This is a genomic window from Candidatus Liberibacter americanus str. Sao Paulo (assembly GCF_000496595.1).
Classification (GTDB): Bacteria; Pseudomonadota; Alphaproteobacteria; order Rhizobiales; family Rhizobiaceae; genus Liberibacter; species Liberibacter americanus.
On record NC_022793.1, the window covers coordinates 430951 to 448535 of the forward strand.

Sequence of the window (17585 nt, forward strand, 5' to 3'; positions counted from 1 at the left end):
TAAAAAGGCAATTATTCATTACTAAAATTACCTCTATATAATTCAAAATATCATTTTTTTTATTTTTTTTATTTCCAGTTTTTTATTAATAATCTGTAAAGCTTCATCAAGGCTAATTTCTTCTGGGTTTATGTTTTTAGGAATACTTGCGTTAATTTTTTGCCACTTGATATAAAAACCATAACGTCCATCATGAAGAGTAATTTTCTCTCCATTTGGATGAATTCCTATAGTACGTTTAGTATCTTTAGATTTATTTCTTGATTGTTTATTATCTTTTTCTTTTTCATTTATTTTAGAAACTGCTTGATCTATATTTATTTCAAGAACTTCTTCAATTGATTCCAACTTGGTATAACGATCATTATGATTTAGATAACACCCATATTTACCAATTCCGGCTACTATTCTTTGACCGGTTTCTGTATGGGTTCCTATTTCTCTAGGTAATGATAGTAAAGAAATTGTTTTTTGAAGATCTATCTCTTCATTTTGCCAATTTTTTGGTATTGCACAGCGTTTAGCATTTTTCCCATCTCCCCTTTGTACATATAATCCAAAACGTCCAGATCTCAGAGTTATAGGTTCATTAGTTAATGGATCTGTTCCAAGTAATGATTGTTCTGGAATTTCTATTGTATCTTTTTGGTTTGATGTTAATTGTCTAGTATAGTTGCAATCTGGATAGTTTCTGCATCCAACAAAAGCTCCATATTTGCTAAGTTTTATTGATAATTGATGCTTTTTACAGGCAGGGCAGTCGCGACTTTCTTCGTTGTTTTCCATCTTAGGGAATATGACTGATGATAATGTGTTATTGAGAACATCCAATACGCTAGAAATTCTTAGTTCTTTTGTATTGTCAATTTTTTGAATAAAATCTTTCCAAAATTCGCTTAGAACCTCTTCCCAATTAAGTTTTCCAGCTGATATTTCGTCAAGTTTTTCTTCAAGTTCTGCTGTAAAATCATATTCTACATATTTTATAAAGAAATTTTCCAAAAATGCTATAACTATTCTACCAGTATTTTGAGGTAAAAGTTTTCTTTTTTCATATGTAACATATTGTCTTTTAGATAGTGTTTCTAAAATTGACGCGTAAGTAGAAGGTCTGCCAATTCCTAGATCTTCCATTTTTTTAATCAAAGAGGATTCAGAGTAGCGAGGAGGGGGATCAGTAAAATGTTGATATGCCTCGGCCTTTTTTGCTAATAGTTTCTCGTTTTTTTTAATATAAGGGAGTAATTTATCATCATCATTGGCTTTATCTTGATCATTTTGAAGGTCCCAAACTTTTAGAAAACCATCAAAACGTAAGTAAGATCCAGTTGATCTCATATTTGCACTTTTATTTTCATAAATTGCTTCAATATTAACAGTTGTTCTCTCGAATTCAGCAGATGACATTTGACTGGCGACGCTGCGCTTCCATATGAGATCATAAAGCTTAAATTGATTTTCAGTAAGAAATTTTTTAATTTGTGAGGGTAAAAACCTAAAATTATTAGGTCTTATTGCTTCATGTGCTTCTTGGGCGTTTTTAGCTTTGGCGGAGTATACCCTAGATTTCTCTGGAAGATAACTACTTCCGAAATTTTCAACTATAGAAAGGCGCACTTCTTCAAGAGCTTCAGATGACATATGCACACCATCTGTTCTCATATATGTGATTAATCCCACATCTTCTCCGTTTATGCTGATTCCTTCATATAATTTTTGTGCTATTTTCATAGTATCTGTAGCAGAGAAACCTAAGTTGGACGACGCAGCTTGTTGAAGAGTTGATGTGGTAAATGCTGGCCAAGGATTACGTTTAACGGATTTAGTTTCTAATGTTTTGACAACGTAATTTGCTTTTTCTAAGAAAAAGACGATCTCATCTGCTTCTTTTTTATTCTTGATAGATTTTTTCTCAATACGTTTCCCATTAAATTCTATGAGACGTGCTATAAAACTTTTTCCTTCTTCTGTTTCTAATAATACAGATAACAACCAATATTCTTCAGATACAAAGCTTTCAATTTGAGATTCACGATTACAGATTAAGCGAAGCGCTACTGATTGTACCCTGCCTGCTGATCGTGCGCCTGGAAGTTTACGCCATAAAATTGGAGAAAGATTAAATCCTACCAGATAATCTAATGCACGTCGTGCTAGGTAGGCATTTACTAGATCTGAATTGATATCGCGAGGATTATTCATAGCATTAAGCACTACTTGTTTTGTTATCGCATTAAAAGATACTCGTTGAATATTTATAATCCCTAGTAAATTCCTTTTTTTAATAATATCTAGGACGTGCCAGGATATGGCTTCTCCTTCTCTATCAGGATCTGTAGCTAGAATTAGTGTTTTGGCGGATTTAACAGCTTCTATAATATTTTCTAAGTGTTTTTTAGAAGATTTATCAATTTCCCAGATCATTGCAAAATTTTTTTCAGGTATAACTGATCCTTGCTTAGCTGGTAAATCACGTATGTGACCGAAAGAAGATAATACTTTGTAGTTCGGCCCGAGATATTTACTTATTGTCTTTGCTTTTGCAGGTGACTCTACTACTATTACATCCATTATCTAAATCTCTAAATGTCAACACACTCACAATAGTCTTTCTCTGAAAGTATTACTTCCTAACAATATTGCAATAATTTAATTTATTACATATAGATATATTTTTTTATTTGAATAATTTAGCATATAATATGCGATAGATTTTAAAATTATATTTTTATTATTTAGTTATGAGGATAATAATATCTATTATTCCTAAAATAAGTTTTTTCTAGATAGATTATGATGATAAAATCGTTTTTTTTCTTAATTTGAAGTATTATTTTAATATGTAACTAGCAGGTTATTCCTCCTTTAATGACACCATTCCACCTGGATGATGGCAAATACGTCCAGCTAAATCTAGTTCTAAAATCGCAAGATAAACTATTGGAGCTTCTATCCCCGTATGTTGAATAATATCATTTATATAGATTGGCACGCTATTTAAAGATTGTGATATTCTTATTCGGTCATTTTGATCACCCTCTGGATTATTTGTGATATTTATTCCTTCCATTTGATTTGAATAGCGTGGTGATGAGAAAAAGTTTTTTTCTATTTGTGGAGATAATATTTGGATTACATCAGAAGAAGATGTTATAAGAGTCGCTCCTTCTTTAATGAGTTGATTTGTTCCTTCACAACGGGGATCTAGTGGAGATCCGGGGACTGCGAATACTAATCTTCCGTATTCTCCCGCGAGCCTTGCTGTAATTAGAGAGCCTGATTTCTTAGCAGCTTCAACTACTATTAATCCTAATCCTATACCGGCAATAAGTCTATTACGTCGTGGAAAATTATGCGATCTAGGTTCTAATCCAAAAGGCATTTCACTAATTGCTACACCTTCATTATCACAAATTTCTTCTAATAAACTTAAGTTTTCAGGAGGGTATATGCAATCTAATCCTCCCGCCATTGCAGCTATTGTTCCTGTTTTAATAGTAGCACGGTGAGCAGCAGTATCTATGCCAAGAGCTAAGCCAGAAATGATTGTATATCCTTCTATTCCAATTTCATGTGCGATTTTTTCGGTAAATTTTATTCCACTTATTGATGCATAACGAGCACCTACTATTCCTATAGAAGGTTTTTCGCTAGTTATTTGTGTATTCCCTTTGACGGCTAATATGGGAGGAGGATTATCTATATAACGTAGAGCTGGAGGATAACTTGGTTCACTAATAAAAACAAAACTTGCTCCAAATGATTCTGCTGTTTGTAATTCTTTTTCTGCTTCTTCTCTTGAATAAATGTGAGTTTTTTTGCTTTTCCCGCCTCTCCGGGAAAGCTCAGGAAGCATCTCAATGGCTTGTTCTGCTGATCCAAAATAATTGATCATATCTCTAAAAGTTGCGGGTCCTACATTATCGCTTCTAATCAGACGTAACCAAGAAATTTTTTGTTCATACGTTAATAGAACTCCTCTTTTTTTATGATTGCTTTTCATTAGAATTACTTTTTTTTAAAATAATTTTTGTTTCTACTCCAGCAATCAAACGTTTTATATTATCTATATGTTTCCAATATGATATTACTGTCATTATAGTAAATATTAATGTAATACTTATTTCTTGTGATGTTATCCAGAGTACTATTGGTATTGTAGATGTTGCAGCAAGAGATGATAATGATGAGTAGTGGGCTATTAAAATAAATATAATCCATATTATTGCAAAAAATAAAGCTATTTTGGGATTGAAAGCAATCAGAAATCCAACGTATGTAGATATTCCTTTACCTCCTTTAAATTTCAGCCAAATAGGGAATATATGCCCTAAAAATGCTGAAAATCCTGCTATATTGCCTGCATCACTGTTAAACAGTTTTGAAGCAATTATAACAGCAATAGTTGCCTTTATTGCGTCAAAGATAAGAGTAATTAAAGCAAGTTTTCGATTGCCTGTTCTTAAAACATTGGTAGCGCCTATATTGCCAGAGCCAATGTTACGTATATCTATGGAACCATTTATGCTTGTAAGTAATAACCCAAAAGGTATAGAACCAATAGAGTAACCTATGATAATTGAAGCTATATTTATAACCAGTTCATATGATAAAAGTGCTGATAATTCCATAGACTAACTTTCTAGTGAGTAAACAAGATTTCCTGATACATATGTTGCGACTACTCTTCCTGAAAAAGATTCATTTTCAAAAGCCATGTTACTATAGCACGATATATCATTATCTAATTTTGCAATCCACTGATGATTTAAATCTATTAAAGTTATGTCTGCTTTCTCCCCGGGTTTTAATGTTCCTCCAGGAATATTAAATATTTGTGCGGGATTTGTCGACATAGATTTTATTAGTTTGTTAAGTGATATTTGCTTTTCATGAAATAGACGTAATGCTGCTGACAACATTGTCTTCAATCCTATTGAGCCGAAACTAGCTTCAGAAAAAGGTAATTTTTTTGTATCATCTTGTCGAGGAGTATGATCTGATACGATTATATCTATATTTCCTTTCGCTAGTGCATCAATCATATCAATACGATCTTTTTCAGATCTCAATGGAGGCAATACTTTTCGAAAAGTATTATACATTTCAGCATCATTTTCATTCAATATAATATTGTTGATTGAAATACCACAAGTTGCGTTGACGTTGTTTTCTCTGGCCTGATTTAATATAGAAACTGATTTAGGGATAGAAACAGCAGATGCATGATATCGTCCTCCGACATGTTGTGCTATAAGTAAATCACGTGCGAGAGGAATGGTTTCAGATATATCAGGAATGCAAGGCAGCCCTAGCCAACTAGCTATCATTCCATCATTCATAGTGCCATTCGATCCAATAAAGTAATCATGTATATCAAGAGCGACTATAGAGTTAAGCATATGGGCATACTTCATAGAATTATAAAGAAGTTGTGTGTCGTATATGCTCAATGGCCCATGCGTAAAATGATTAGCTCCTTGTTCTTTAAGAAGGTGAAGTTCGTTGATTTTCTTCCCCTCCATTTTACAGGTTAAGCTTGCTGTTGGATATATATTGATCAATGAATTTTGTTTTATATCTTTGAAGGCAAATTTCATGAAAGTATATTCATCTAAAAATGAATATATAAAAGGCATCATAATCAAAGATGTTATGCCTCCAGCTGCCGCTTCTTTAGAGGCTGCAGCTATGTTTTCAGAATATTTTTCTGGAGGTCCGCTAATGTTTACACGTGCATCAATGATTCCAGGAATTGCAATAAGATGTTTGCAATCACGTACCTTTGCTGATTCTGGATGTCCTTGATTGATAGCATTAGAGCCGGATGCGATGATTATGCCATTTTCAACAATTATTGTGCCAATTTCATTAAGGTCTCGGCTTGGATCAATGATATGTACGTTATTTAGAACAAATGATGTCATGATTTTTTCTTTTTAAGGTTATTATGATTTTTAATAAGAGCTTTTATAACTGCCATACGAACTGGTACACCCATTTCTACTTGATTTTTAATAATACTTTGCGAACTGTCTGCGACTTCAGAAGAAATCTCAAAATTGCGATTGATAGGTCCAGGATGCATAACAATTGCATCTTTTTTTGCATATTTAATGGTCTTTTCATTGATTGAATACATATGTGTGTATTCTCTAATTGAAGGGATTAATTTTTCAGACATTCTTTCATGTTGAATACGTAATACCATAATAACATCTACATCTCTTAAACCTTCTTTTAAATCGTGGAAAACCTCGACGCCCATATTAGATATTCCAGTTGGAATTAATGTCGTGGGAGCAATTACTCTTACTCGTGCTCCCATTGTATTAAGCAGCATAATATTGGATCTTGCTACGCGTGAATGTAGGATATCTCCACAAATAGCAATGCGAATATTAGATATTGTTCCTTTAAAATTACGTATAGCAAGAGCATCAATCAGTGCTTGAGTAGGATGTTCATGAGTACCATCTCCAGCATTGATGATTGCAGGGCCATCTATTTTATCGATCAGTGAATGAATAGCACCTGAACATGGATGACGTATGATGATAATATTGGAACGCATAGCATTTAATGTTGTAATTGTATCAATTAAACTTTCTCCTTTTTTCATAGAAGAATTGCTTGTTGTGATGTTTATAACATTAATTCCGAGTTTTTTCCCCGCTATTTCAAAAGATGTGCGAGTACGAGTGGATGGTTCAAAAAAAATGTTTATTTGTGTTAAATCACTCAGTTTTTCTCTTGTTTCTTTACCTTTTAAATACTCGTTTGCACGATCTAACAAATAATTTATATCTTGTGCTACTAGGTCTTTAATACTAACAAGATGGCGAAGGTGGAAGAAATACATAACATTCTCTCCAAAAAGATGTTATTCTGTTTAAGAAAATTGAAATAAATGGGCGTAAATAAAAAATATAAATGCTTGTTGTAAAAAAAACTTCAGTGTACTTTAATCTAAGAAAATAGTTGATGTTTGTAAAGATTTTACGTTGATAATAAATTAAACTAGATGATAGTATATGACATGTTATCGTGTTATTTTATAATAATTTTACTAGAGATTAGACATGAATCAGGTAGATCCACGATTAGATTCCCTTGCTGCATTGAATCAGCCGCCTCTTTTTATAGGAATTAATGCATATAGCAGTGATTCATTGGTTGTTGATATTACTGCAAAATTTCCGCGTGTCGTGCGTAAAGAGCTTGAGTTATTAGGAGGGCATATTTTTTCCTGTAATGCACAAGAATTGGCACGAATGGCTAATAGTAATTTGCCTCATCTACATTCTTATGGGCCAGGCGGAGAGCGTCGTGATATAGTTGAATTTCATCCGGCCTGGCATTCTCTTATCCGGCTTTCAATAAAAGATGGTTTGCATTGCTCTGTTTGGGATCGAAGTGTTGATCCGGAAATACGTAAACAGGCTCATAAAATTAGAGCGGCTCGTTTGTATTTGATGGCTCAATTGGAAGCAGGGCATCTTACTGTCCCTTGTATTACTAGTGCATCAGTAGTTGCTCTTATGGCTTCTCCAAAAATACAAAAAGATTGGGTGCGAAAGATATTGTCTCGTGAATATGATCCGACCAATAAATCTATTATGCATAAATCATTTGCTACAATTGGACTTGGATTGACCGAAAAAAAAGGAGGAACTGATGCCGATTCTATTACTTCTTCAGGTCAAAAAATAAGTGATGGTATTTACTGTTTGTCAGGTCATAAGTGGTTTATATCTGCTCCAATGAGCGATGCTTTTATAATGCTTGCTCGAGTTGAAAAAAATGTTTCATGTTTTTTGGTTCCTAGGTTGCTTGAAGATAATTCTTCAAATGGCCTTTTTTATCAGAGACTAAAGAATAAGGTCGGGAATCGATCAAATGCAACTGTCGAAATAGAATTTTCTAATACTTTTGGATTTTTATTGGGTGATCTTTCTTCTGGGACAAGTCCTGTAGATGACATGAAAATATTATTGTACTTGGATTATGCTATCATTTCATCTGCAGAGATGCGGGCATCTCTTGCAGAGACGGTTCATTACTTACGCAGGCGTTCTGTATTTGGCAGGAATTTAATTGATCAGCCGTTAATGAGTAGGGTTATAGCAGATATGTCTTTGGATGTTGCTGCTGCTACAGCTCTTTCCTTTCGATTGGCAAATGTATTTGACGATGCTAAATATAACTCTATAGACGCTTCTTATGCTAGGATTATGGCTCCTGTTACGAAATACTGGTGTTGTAAAATTGCACCTAATATTATTGCTGAAGCGATTGAATGTATTGGTGGATCTGGTTATGTAGAAGATCGTCCTATCGCTCGTCAATACATGGAAGCTCCAGTTAATTCTATTTTGGCAGGTTCTAGTAACTCTGCTGTATTGGATTTGCTCAATCTTTTAGAAAAAAGCAATAATTTATTTGAACAAGTATTTGCTTATTTAGAAAATGATCTTGGTTCATATGGTAAAAGGGCTGTAGATCTTCTTAAGGAGACTGTTGGTTTGTGCCAAGAAGATATGGGATTATCACGACTTTTAATCGAGAGAATGGCATTAGTTGCTGCTGCTGCTGCACTATATCGATTAGGTGCGGTTAATATAGCTGATGCTTTTTTAGAGACTAGGGTTTTTGGCAATTATCGTTCAACATATGGCTCATTGCCCAGTCGGTTTAATGCTTCTAACATAGTAGATTCTCTATATCCAGATATGGGATGATCTATTCATTCCATTTGTCATTCCATTTGGTTTTTTCCTCATTTTTATGTGAAAATATTTGATATCCAATTAACAAAAATGGAATCTTTAGCAATAATATTATTATTATAAATTGATTTATCATAGATTTTTTAATCTATGATTATTCGATTACAGATTAAATGTTATTTTTTATTTCACATAATTTTGATAAAATAGGTTGTGTTAAGGATGGGACAAGCTTGTTCGCTATTTTAGATAGTAATGCACTTACTGAAATATAGATTATTATATGTAAAGTGCTTGGTTTATTATTTCTGGTAAGACCGAAATTTTATTAATTTATCATTTTTCTTTTTTAAGGATTTACTTAAATATGACTAGTATTTTAACGAATATTCCTGCTATGTCTGCTAGCCAAAAGTTACGGGATATTAATCATAATCTTGATGTCGTGCAAGGTCGTGTTTCTTCTGGATTGAGAGTTGCTGATGCTGCTGATAACGCAGCTTATTGGTCTATTGCCAAAGGGATGAAATCAGATAGTGCTGCTTTGTCTGCTATTTCTGATGCTATAGGTCTTGGTGCTTCAAAAGTAGATATTGCTAAAGCTGGAATGGAGAAAACTGTTGAAGTTTTATCTAATATGAAAAGTAAGTTAGTTGCGTCTATTGAACATGGAACAGATGCACATTCTGTTCAAGAAGAAATCACTCAATTACAAGATCAGTTAAAAGGTATTGCAAGTGGAGCTTCTTTTAACGGCGAAAATTGGTTACAAGCTAATCTTGGCTCATCCACTGCTGTAGTTAATAAAAGTGTTGTGAGTTCTTTTGTTCGTGAGGATAATGGAGATATTTATGTAACTAATATTGAATATAAGCTTGATTCTGATTCTGTGTTATTTGATAAATCGAATAATTCTGATCGTTATGGTATACTTGACAAAAAAGCTGAAGTTAAAAATGTAGCTCAATCAGTTAAAAATGTATCATTTAATATTCTTGATAAAGATGGTAATATCAAAAAGATTGATAAGCAACTTGCAACTGCAAGCGGTGCTTGGTTGAAAGGTGCTAAGGCTACTTTTGATCAAAATAAGGGTGTTGCGGTTGTAGATCCAGATTCTACTTCTACTGCTGTTTCAGGATCAGGCTCAACATCATCAGCCAAAAAAAGTGATGTAGATAAAGTATATCTACTTGTCGGAGAAGATACATGGGTTCTAGCTACCAAAAATAAGGATCATATTAAACTTGATAATGGCAATCTCCTTGTAGCTATGACTAAATATAAAGGAGATGACTACTATGTTGATATTAGTGAAACATCAGTAAAAGATAAAACAACTTATAATGTTTCTTTGAATTATTCTGTAACTGATTTTGATATCACTTCTTTCTCTAATACAGATATGTATAATCAGACCACTTCTATCCAGAAAATGCTTGATTTTGTTGATAAGCAATTAAAAAATGTAACTGCTGCAGCTGGTAAGATTGGATCAATTAGCTCCCGCATACATTTGCAAGAAGATTTTGTACAATTCATGCGTGATTCTATTGAAAAAGGGATAGGACGTTTGGTAGATGCTGATATGGCTTCTGAATCAAGTAAGCTTTCTGCACTACAGACTCAACAGCAATTAGCAATTCAATCTTTATCTATTGCTAATAGCACTTCACAGAGGATTCTCTCTTTATTTAGATAACGTTATTTTTATTAATTGACAATTTGGTTTTTTGAAGAGCCGCTTATTAATAACATGCGGTTCTTCAGATATCTTTTGTATTTTCATTCCTACTATAATTTTATCAAATAATAGATATTTACTCTACAATGTTCCCTTTTAACAAAGCACTGTTTTATAGTTTTGTTGTTTGGAGTTTGCGTGATGAATACGATATTATCTCGTCTTGAAGATTTTAGTAAAGATAATTCATCATCTGATGATGTTTTTAATTCTTATCAAATTAATTCTATAAGAACTGATACCGTTGATTCTACCCTAAATACTCAATTAGAACTTGAAAATGCTTATCAAAAAGGATACGAGGCAGCTGTCAATGAACAAAAAATATATTGGGAACGTAAAATTGAAGATTTGAATATGGCTAATTGTGATGAGATTGCCAAACAGAAAGAACTGTTCGAAGTACGTATAAGCGAATATGTATCTTTATCTTTCAAAGATTCTATCAAGCTTATTTTGGATCCATTGGAAAATTATTTAGTTTGTATTTTAAGCACTATTTTGGAGAAAGGTATTGCACGTAAGGTTGCAGTTGATTTAGTAGAATTTGTTGATGATATGTTTAAGAGAGGAGAATGTGGTGTAATTACCATTCATTGTCCTAAAAATTTGCATTCAATTATTCAGCAATCTTTAGAAGAATATTCTTCTATGATTCTTTATAAAGATTCTGAATCAGTCGAATTATCTGCTCAAATTTCTGGAAATGTGATTACAACGAGACTTGAATCTTTGTTTAATGATGTAAAAAAGATTTTAGATTGAAGAAAGTTATTCTAAATGAATCATCATGAGGGTGATAAGAATCATGTTACAAAATATATTATTATTAGAAAAAAAAAATCTTCAGATTATCCAAAGAACTTTCATACTTGGAAAATTGCATATGCTGATTTTATGACGGCACTTATGTCTTTTTTTTTGTTAATGTGGATTACACATTCTATAGACGATAAAACTAAGATATCAATAGAAAGCTATTTCAATCCATTTAAAACAGCAACCTTATCTACTTATCCTCAAGGATTACATGACAACATAAAAGTTTTCAATCATCCTCCCGATGATCAATTTAATAGAATTATAAGAGAGGATTTGCCCTTTCATAATCATTCTGATTATTCTATTAAAAATCATATAAGTAAAAAAAATTCTATAACTAAAAGTTATAAAAAAACCAATAAGTTGGAGATTAGTTCAGATCAAATTATCAATGATGCTCATCAGGATAATAAACTCCATCATACTTATAATAAGTATGATTTATTAGCTGGTTTTAATTATAGCGGAGAAATAAGAGATGAAATAGCTGAAATAACAGAAGGGGCTTTGCAATTACCAAAAAACAAAGAAGCATTACTTCGTTATAAAATAAAAAAACGTGCACAAGATTTAGAAAAACAAATCAAATTGAAGCTTAAGGGATTAACTACAGGTGATCTTTTAGCGCGAATAGCATTTCAATACACGAAACAAGGTGTGATTATTACGATCGCTGATCAAGTAAATTATCCTATGTTTGAGAAAGGTTCATCTATACCTCTTAGTTCAACAATTATTCTTATTAAAAAAATTGGTGAAATCATTTCTCAAGGAAATGAAAAAATTTCCATTCAAGGACATACAGACGCTTATAAATATAGTAACTCTATAAAAGATAATTGGAAGTTGTCATTTGATCGTGCATATACTGCCTATAAGATTTTAAGAGAGGTTGGCATTAGTGAAAATCGTATATTAAAAATTTCTGGTTTTGCTGATCATCATCTTAAAATATTATCTGATCCTATGAATGAATCTAATCGGCGTATAGAGATTTTACTGCAAGAGGAATAAGGATAATATTATATGAAATTTAAATTTTTTATTTTCACATTTATAATGTTCATAGAGATATTTCCGAGTTTTTCAATGGATATGGATTTAAAAAGTTATTTAATTCCATATTATTTAACAAGATCTTTGCAACTATCATTAGATCAGGCTGTCAAGGGAGATTATTCTTCTGACAAGCCAATTTCTGAATTGTTAGAAAAAGTTGGCAAGCAATTACAATCAACGAATATGGATGCTTTTATAGATTCACGTAATGTGGATGCAATTCTAATTTATACTATTATTTCAGGTAATATTTCTACTTTAGAATCCTTGATTGCGAATGATAGCAAGGGTTATTTTAATAATCCTGTTGTGCACGCTTTGAGACAATACCATTTAGGCAATTTTGAATCTGCTGTCAAAGAATTAGAGATTATAAAGGATAAATATAATACAAAAGACATTAATCCATATATTTATATCGTCATGGCTAATGCAAAAATGCAATACTCTTCCAAAGAAGCAATACATTATTTTGATCAAGTACGCCTTTTATCTCCTGGTACAATGCTTGAAGAAATTGCGTTGCGTAGTTCATTGCAAATAACATTAAATCAAGGGATGAACGATAAATCCTTTATGTATATTAATGATTATAGTCGTAAATTTAGTCATTCTATTTATAAAGATCAGTTTATAAAATTATTATTTCTTTTTTTTGAATCTGATCACGTTAAATTACAAGACTATGATATATTTTTTGCAGTTTCATTTTTTGATTTAAATGATCAGCGTAATATTTATTTACAAATCACTAGAAGTTCTGTGATTTCTGGAAATATTAAATTAGGATCATTAACAATTGAAAAATTAAAGAGCATGTACAATATTCTTAACTGTAATGATATCGCTACAGTATGGCTTTATACAGATCTTATTAATATTCCTTTTGTAGATATTATTCCCTTACAATATAGTTTATATAATATTCCTGAAGATCTTTTAATTCCACAGGATATTGTTTTAAAGCATGCATCTGAAGTTATTATTTCAGATATTAATTTGTCAATGCTAGGTGATGATGTTGTTGATTTAGTTGATAAAAAATTAGTTTTAGAAACAGAGCAAATTTTAAATAGTGATTTGGATATAGAACCTTTTATTAGTAAAATTCGTCAAAAAATTAAAGAAGTAGATTCTATTATTGATGAGAAAGAGTAAATAATGAGAGATATTACTATCTCGTATCAAGATCATCTTGATATTGAAACAGAACCTTTAAAGAAGAGAGAATATAAGTTAACTTATATTAACTATAAAAAGAAAAATGATATTACGCATAATTTAAGTAAAAATGATAATAATAGCGAGGTAAACTCTAAATTTTTATCTCCATTTGAAAAAATTTTTTTAAAAACACCTAAATCAAATAATAATATTCTATATAATTCTTCTTCAGAAGAATTATATAGAAATGGAATTGCACTAGTTATGGCTATGTCGCAAAAAATGTTTTCTGATCCAAATAATAGTTCTTTATTAATCGAAAAACATCTAGACCCTACAATATGTAAAATTCATATTATTGACGATAATAAAGACTTTCCAGATAATTTGCCTGTTATTCAAGATAATATAATTCATAAAGGAAAAGCTGATAGGCCATTGAAAGAGACGATTTCTCTTTTGCAATTGAAATCAGATGTTGATTTAAAGTCATATGATAAAAAAGATGATTTAGAATTATTATCGAATGGCATTACTAATGAAGTAGTAGAATTTAGCACCCAAGATCAGCCAGCATCTGATATTGTATCAAATGACAATAAAATGCAAACTACGGGATTATTTGGGAATATTAGTAAATCTTATGTTGACGATAGTGTGTATATTTTGGGGTCAGCAACAGATCATAACAATCATCATCAACTATCTGATAATTCTATCAGTGAACATATACAATATATGCAAAAAGGTATGATTAACATACTCAAAATCCAAATGAAGCCGGATAGTCATGATAACGTTATTGCCACACTACGTTTATCAGATAACAAGCTATTTGTTAAGCTTCAAGTAGAATCCAGCTATATTTATAAAAAAATAGAGAATGAACGCAAAGGTATTTTAGATGCATTAAATTATTCAGGTTATACAATAGATAGTTTAGATGTAGATTTTGTACAGAAAGAAACCGTTAATATTTATCAAGATTCAGCAGATTTAGATAGTAGGCAGAATTCTTTTTCACAATCAGGGAACTTTGAAAGGGGAAAAACATACTGTTCTAAGAGAGAAACCGTCGGTGGAAAGCTTTCATTAATAGAAAAGAAAAGTAATAATATTTACCAAGAGGGAGAGGATATAGGGAGCTATTCTTGCTGTATTTATGTCTAAATTTAAATGATACTGGCACATATTATCTGATACGTATTTTTATCTTCTATCATATATTAATATAAATATAATGTGATTACATATACATTCACATTATTGCTAACTGTGTTATTTAAATTGCTTTTATAATTAGTTATTTATTTAAAAAAATGAAAATAGATTTTTAAAAGTATTTTTTAATGAATACAATTTTTTTTAAACAGCTACATAATACGGCATTAGTTGTTTATCATTACTTTTTAATTAAATACACTAATTAGCTATATTATTTAATGGATTTTTTATATCTTAAAATATTTATGGTTATGATATTATAAATTTCTTGATTTCATATTAATTCTCATAAAACTTATTAAGTCATTCAAATAGTTTTTTCATGCGTTTTTTATTTAAATTTAGATTTTTATCGTTCTGATAGATAATTAATAAATGTAATTTTATTTTTCGTAATATTATATTTATCATTACGATGATAAGAATTTTCCATAGTTAAAATATCTCTTTTTGATTGAATATAACATATCATATTTATGGTAATCATTTTTAAAAATAACCTTTTATCTTATAGCAAATATTGCAATTCATAGAATACATTTCGAATAATTTTAATTATAATTTATTAATATTTGTATTAATTATGTAATATATAAAGTAATTATATTATTTTATTATTATTTGATTTTTTTATAAGCAAATTAAAATAGTATTTTACAGTAAAGTTAATATTTAAAATAAATTCAATTATTAAATTATCTCGGTTACTTTCTGCAATTGAACATAATTTCTTTGATTCGTACCGATTAACCTTAAAAAACATGGTGTGATTCGGGAGAAAAAAAATGCTCGTTTTGATTGATGATCGTATCTTAGTAAGAGATGGTTATATTGCTCTTTTTGATGATGAAGGAGTTTCTTTAGAGGGATTCCATTCCTGTGAATTTGAAGGATGGTTTCAATCTTTAGCTCATGAAGATGTTTCTGCAATTGAAGCTTTTCTTATAGGTGAAGGAGAAAAGGTAATGGAAACTCCTAAGATTATTAGAGCTCAATCACATGTTCCATTAATTGCAATTAATGATTATCCATCTCTGCAAACGACGTTAGAGTTTTTTGATTGTGGAGTAGATGATGTTGTTCATAAGCCAATTCATCATCGTGAAATATTGGCAAGGGTAGCAGCTATTCATAGGCGATTAAAAAATAATAACAAACGTTCTGAGATTAGTCCAATCCGTGTATTTTCAGATGGACGTGATCCAGAGGTGCAAGGAGAGGTTTTTCCTTTGCCTAGGCGTGAGCGTCGAATTTTAGAATATCTTATTGCTAATAGAGGTAAAAGAGTTGCTAAAACACAGATCTTCAGCGCTATTTATGGTTTGTTCGACGATGATGTTGAAGAAAATGTTGTGGAAAGTCATATCAGTAAGTTGCGTAAGAAATTGCGCAATAAATTAGGATTTGATCCTGTCGATTCTAAGCGTTTTTTAGGATATTCCATCGATTGGAATTAAATAAATAATATGTTTTTTGTTTATTAACTTTTTTTTAATGATAATCAGTTCCGCACAAGGCGTGTATAATAATTTTCTATCAATTAAAAGCATGTGGAGTAAATAGTTAAATGGGCATTTTAGGTACTATGAAGACTGCTATGTCTGGTATGGATGCGCAATCTAATCGCGTGTCTGCTGTTAGTGATAACATAGCAAATGTTAACACGATAGGATATAAGCGTACAGCTATTTCATTTTCATCTCTTGTGTTTCCGCAAGCAGGAGGAGTGCATGTTTCTGGTGGTGTAGAAGCTATTGAAAAAGACATGATATCTGAACAAGGATCTCTAATTCATACGGGATCTAACACCGACATGGCTATTCAGGGAAATGGTTTTTTTGTTGTAAAGGATATGCTTAATAATCCATATCTTACGCGATCTGGTGATTTTCATGTTAATAATGATGGTTACTTACAGAATACGGCAGGTTACGTTTTGCAAGGTTATCCGATAGATAAATCAGCTTCTGCTTTGGTTCTGAATGGCTTTCAAGGATTGGAAAAGGTTAACGTCCAAAATTTTGAATTACACCCTACGCCAACTACTGAGGGATTTATTTCAGCTAATCTTGATAGAGATGCTAAATTGATAAGTTCATCAGCGAATACTCCAAAAAGCAATAAAGAAGCTGAGTACACAAATAAGAATTCTTTTGTCGCTTATGATAATCTTGGATCTCAAGTTATATATGACTTATATTATACAAAAACTGGACCTGAATTATGGGAAGTTTCCGTATTTCGACAAGATCAGTCTACTGATAATGGTTTCCCTTATAAAGGAAATAAATCATTATTATCAACAGTTAATTTGTCTTTTGATCCTATTACAGGACGCTTAAAAAGCTCTTCTCCTAAGGAGATATCTTTTGATGATAATACTTCAGGTGTTAATCATCCTATAAAAATTGATATATCAAAAATGACACAGATGGCAGGTGGATTTATTCCACAAAAAACTGAGATGAATGGTCATTCTACGGGAAAAATAAAAGATTTTTCCGTATCAAAAGATGGTATTGTAGATGTTATTTATGAAGGTAATGTTAGAGTTCCGGTTTGTCGTTTAGCTATTGCGACTGTACCAAGTGTAGATAAATTAAGGCCATGTGATGGTAATGCATATCTACCAACCAGAGATTCAGGTAATGTTAGTATAGGCTTCCCAGGTGATAATAATCGTGGTGAGATTTTTTCTGGCGCTCTTGAAACTTCTAATATTGATTTGGCCAATGAACTTACAGAGCTTATAGAATCTCAACGAAATTATGCTGCAAATTCTAAGGTTTTTCAAACTAGCTCTGATTTTATGGATATCCTAATTGGCCTGAAAAGATAATTTT

The 17585-nt window shown here is 31.4% G+C and carries 13 protein-coding genes; 8 read left to right on the forward strand and 5 right to left on the reverse strand.

Going from position 1 to position 17585, the window contains the following annotated elements:
• Positions 1 to 42: 42 nt before the first annotated feature.
• The 5 genes from topA to LAM_RS01880 form a co-directional block, all read right to left on the reverse strand.
• Entirely contained in the window at positions 43 to 2571 is a 2529-nt protein-coding gene (gene topA, locus LAM_RS01860; protein WP_023466223.1) for a type I DNA topoisomerase, read from the reverse strand.
• Positions 2572 to 2854: 283 nt separating this feature from the next.
• Complete coding sequence (gene dprA / locus LAM_RS01865) at positions 2855 to 4003, reverse strand: DNA-processing protein DprA (protein ID WP_007557137.1); 1149 nt, start codon at positions 4001 to 4003, stop codon at positions 2855 to 2857.
• Positions 3987 to 4631 (reverse strand): glycerol-3-phosphate 1-O-acyltransferase PlsY, encoded by a 645-nt coding sequence (gene plsY, locus LAM_RS01870; RefSeq protein WP_007557138.1) that lies wholly within the window; start codon positions 4629 to 4631, stop codon positions 3987 to 3989. The genes dprA and plsY overlap by 17 nt, the downstream gene beginning before the upstream one ends.
• Before the next feature lie 3 nt (positions 4632 to 4634).
• Entirely contained in the window at positions 4635 to 5927 is a 1293-nt protein-coding gene (locus LAM_RS01875; RefSeq protein ID WP_007557139.1) for an amidohydrolase family protein, read from the reverse strand.
• Positions 5924 to 6862, reverse strand: coding sequence for an aspartate carbamoyltransferase catalytic subunit (locus LAM_RS01880; RefSeq protein WP_007557140.1), 939 nt, complete (start codon positions 6860 to 6862; stop codon positions 5924 to 5926). The genes LAM_RS01875 and LAM_RS01880 overlap by 4 nt, the downstream gene beginning before the upstream one ends.
• Before the next feature lie 220 nt (positions 6863 to 7082).
• Here LAM_RS01880 and LAM_RS01885 point away from each other — a divergent pair, with 220 nt between their 5' ends.
• The 8 genes from LAM_RS01885 to LAM_RS01920 all read left to right on the forward strand — a co-directional run bounded on the left by LAM_RS01885 (position 7083) and on the right by LAM_RS01920 (position 17581).
• Entirely contained in the window at positions 7083 to 8741 is a 1659-nt protein-coding gene (locus tag LAM_RS01885) for an acyl-CoA dehydrogenase family protein (RefSeq protein WP_007557141.1), read from the forward strand.
• Positions 8742 to 9096: 355 nt separating this feature from the next.
• On the forward strand, positions 9097 to 10431 hold the full coding sequence (locus LAM_RS05560; RefSeq protein ID WP_007557143.1) for a flagellin N-terminal helical domain-containing protein: 1335 nt from the start codon (positions 9097 to 9099) through the stop codon (positions 10429 to 10431).
• Positions 10432 to 10611: 180 nt separating this feature from the next.
• Positions 10612 to 11238, forward strand: coding sequence for a hypothetical protein (locus tag LAM_RS01895; RefSeq protein WP_040055879.1), 627 nt, complete (start codon positions 10612 to 10614; stop codon positions 11236 to 11238).
• Positions 11239 to 11253: 15 nt separating this feature from the next.
• Positions 11254 to 12309: a flagellar motor protein MotB gene (locus LAM_RS01900; protein ID WP_007557145.1), complete on the forward strand. Its 1056-nt coding sequence runs from the start codon at positions 11254 to 11256 to the stop codon at positions 12307 to 12309.
• A gap of 12 nt (positions 12310 to 12321) precedes the next feature.
• Positions 12322 to 13512, forward strand: a complete 1191-nt coding sequence (locus tag LAM_RS01905) for a hypothetical protein (protein WP_007557147.1) — start codon at positions 12322 to 12324, stop codon at positions 13510 to 13512.
• A 3-nt stretch (positions 13513 to 13515) separates the two neighbouring features.
• Positions 13516 to 14688, forward strand: a complete 1173-nt coding sequence (gene fliK, locus LAM_RS01910; RefSeq protein WP_007557148.1) for a flagellar hook-length control protein FliK — start codon at positions 13516 to 13518, stop codon at positions 14686 to 14688.
• Between the two features lie 839 nt (positions 14689 to 15527).
• Positions 15528 to 16199, forward strand: a complete 672-nt coding sequence (locus LAM_RS01915) for a response regulator transcription factor (RefSeq protein WP_007557149.1) — start codon at positions 15528 to 15530, stop codon at positions 16197 to 16199.
• A 110-nt stretch (positions 16200 to 16309) separates the two neighbouring features.
• A complete protein-coding gene (locus tag LAM_RS01920) occupies positions 16310 to 17581 on the forward strand; it encodes a flagellar hook protein FlgE (RefSeq protein WP_007557150.1) in 1272 nt (423 codons plus the stop codon).
• The last annotated feature ends 4 nt before the right edge of the window (positions 17582 to 17585 follow it).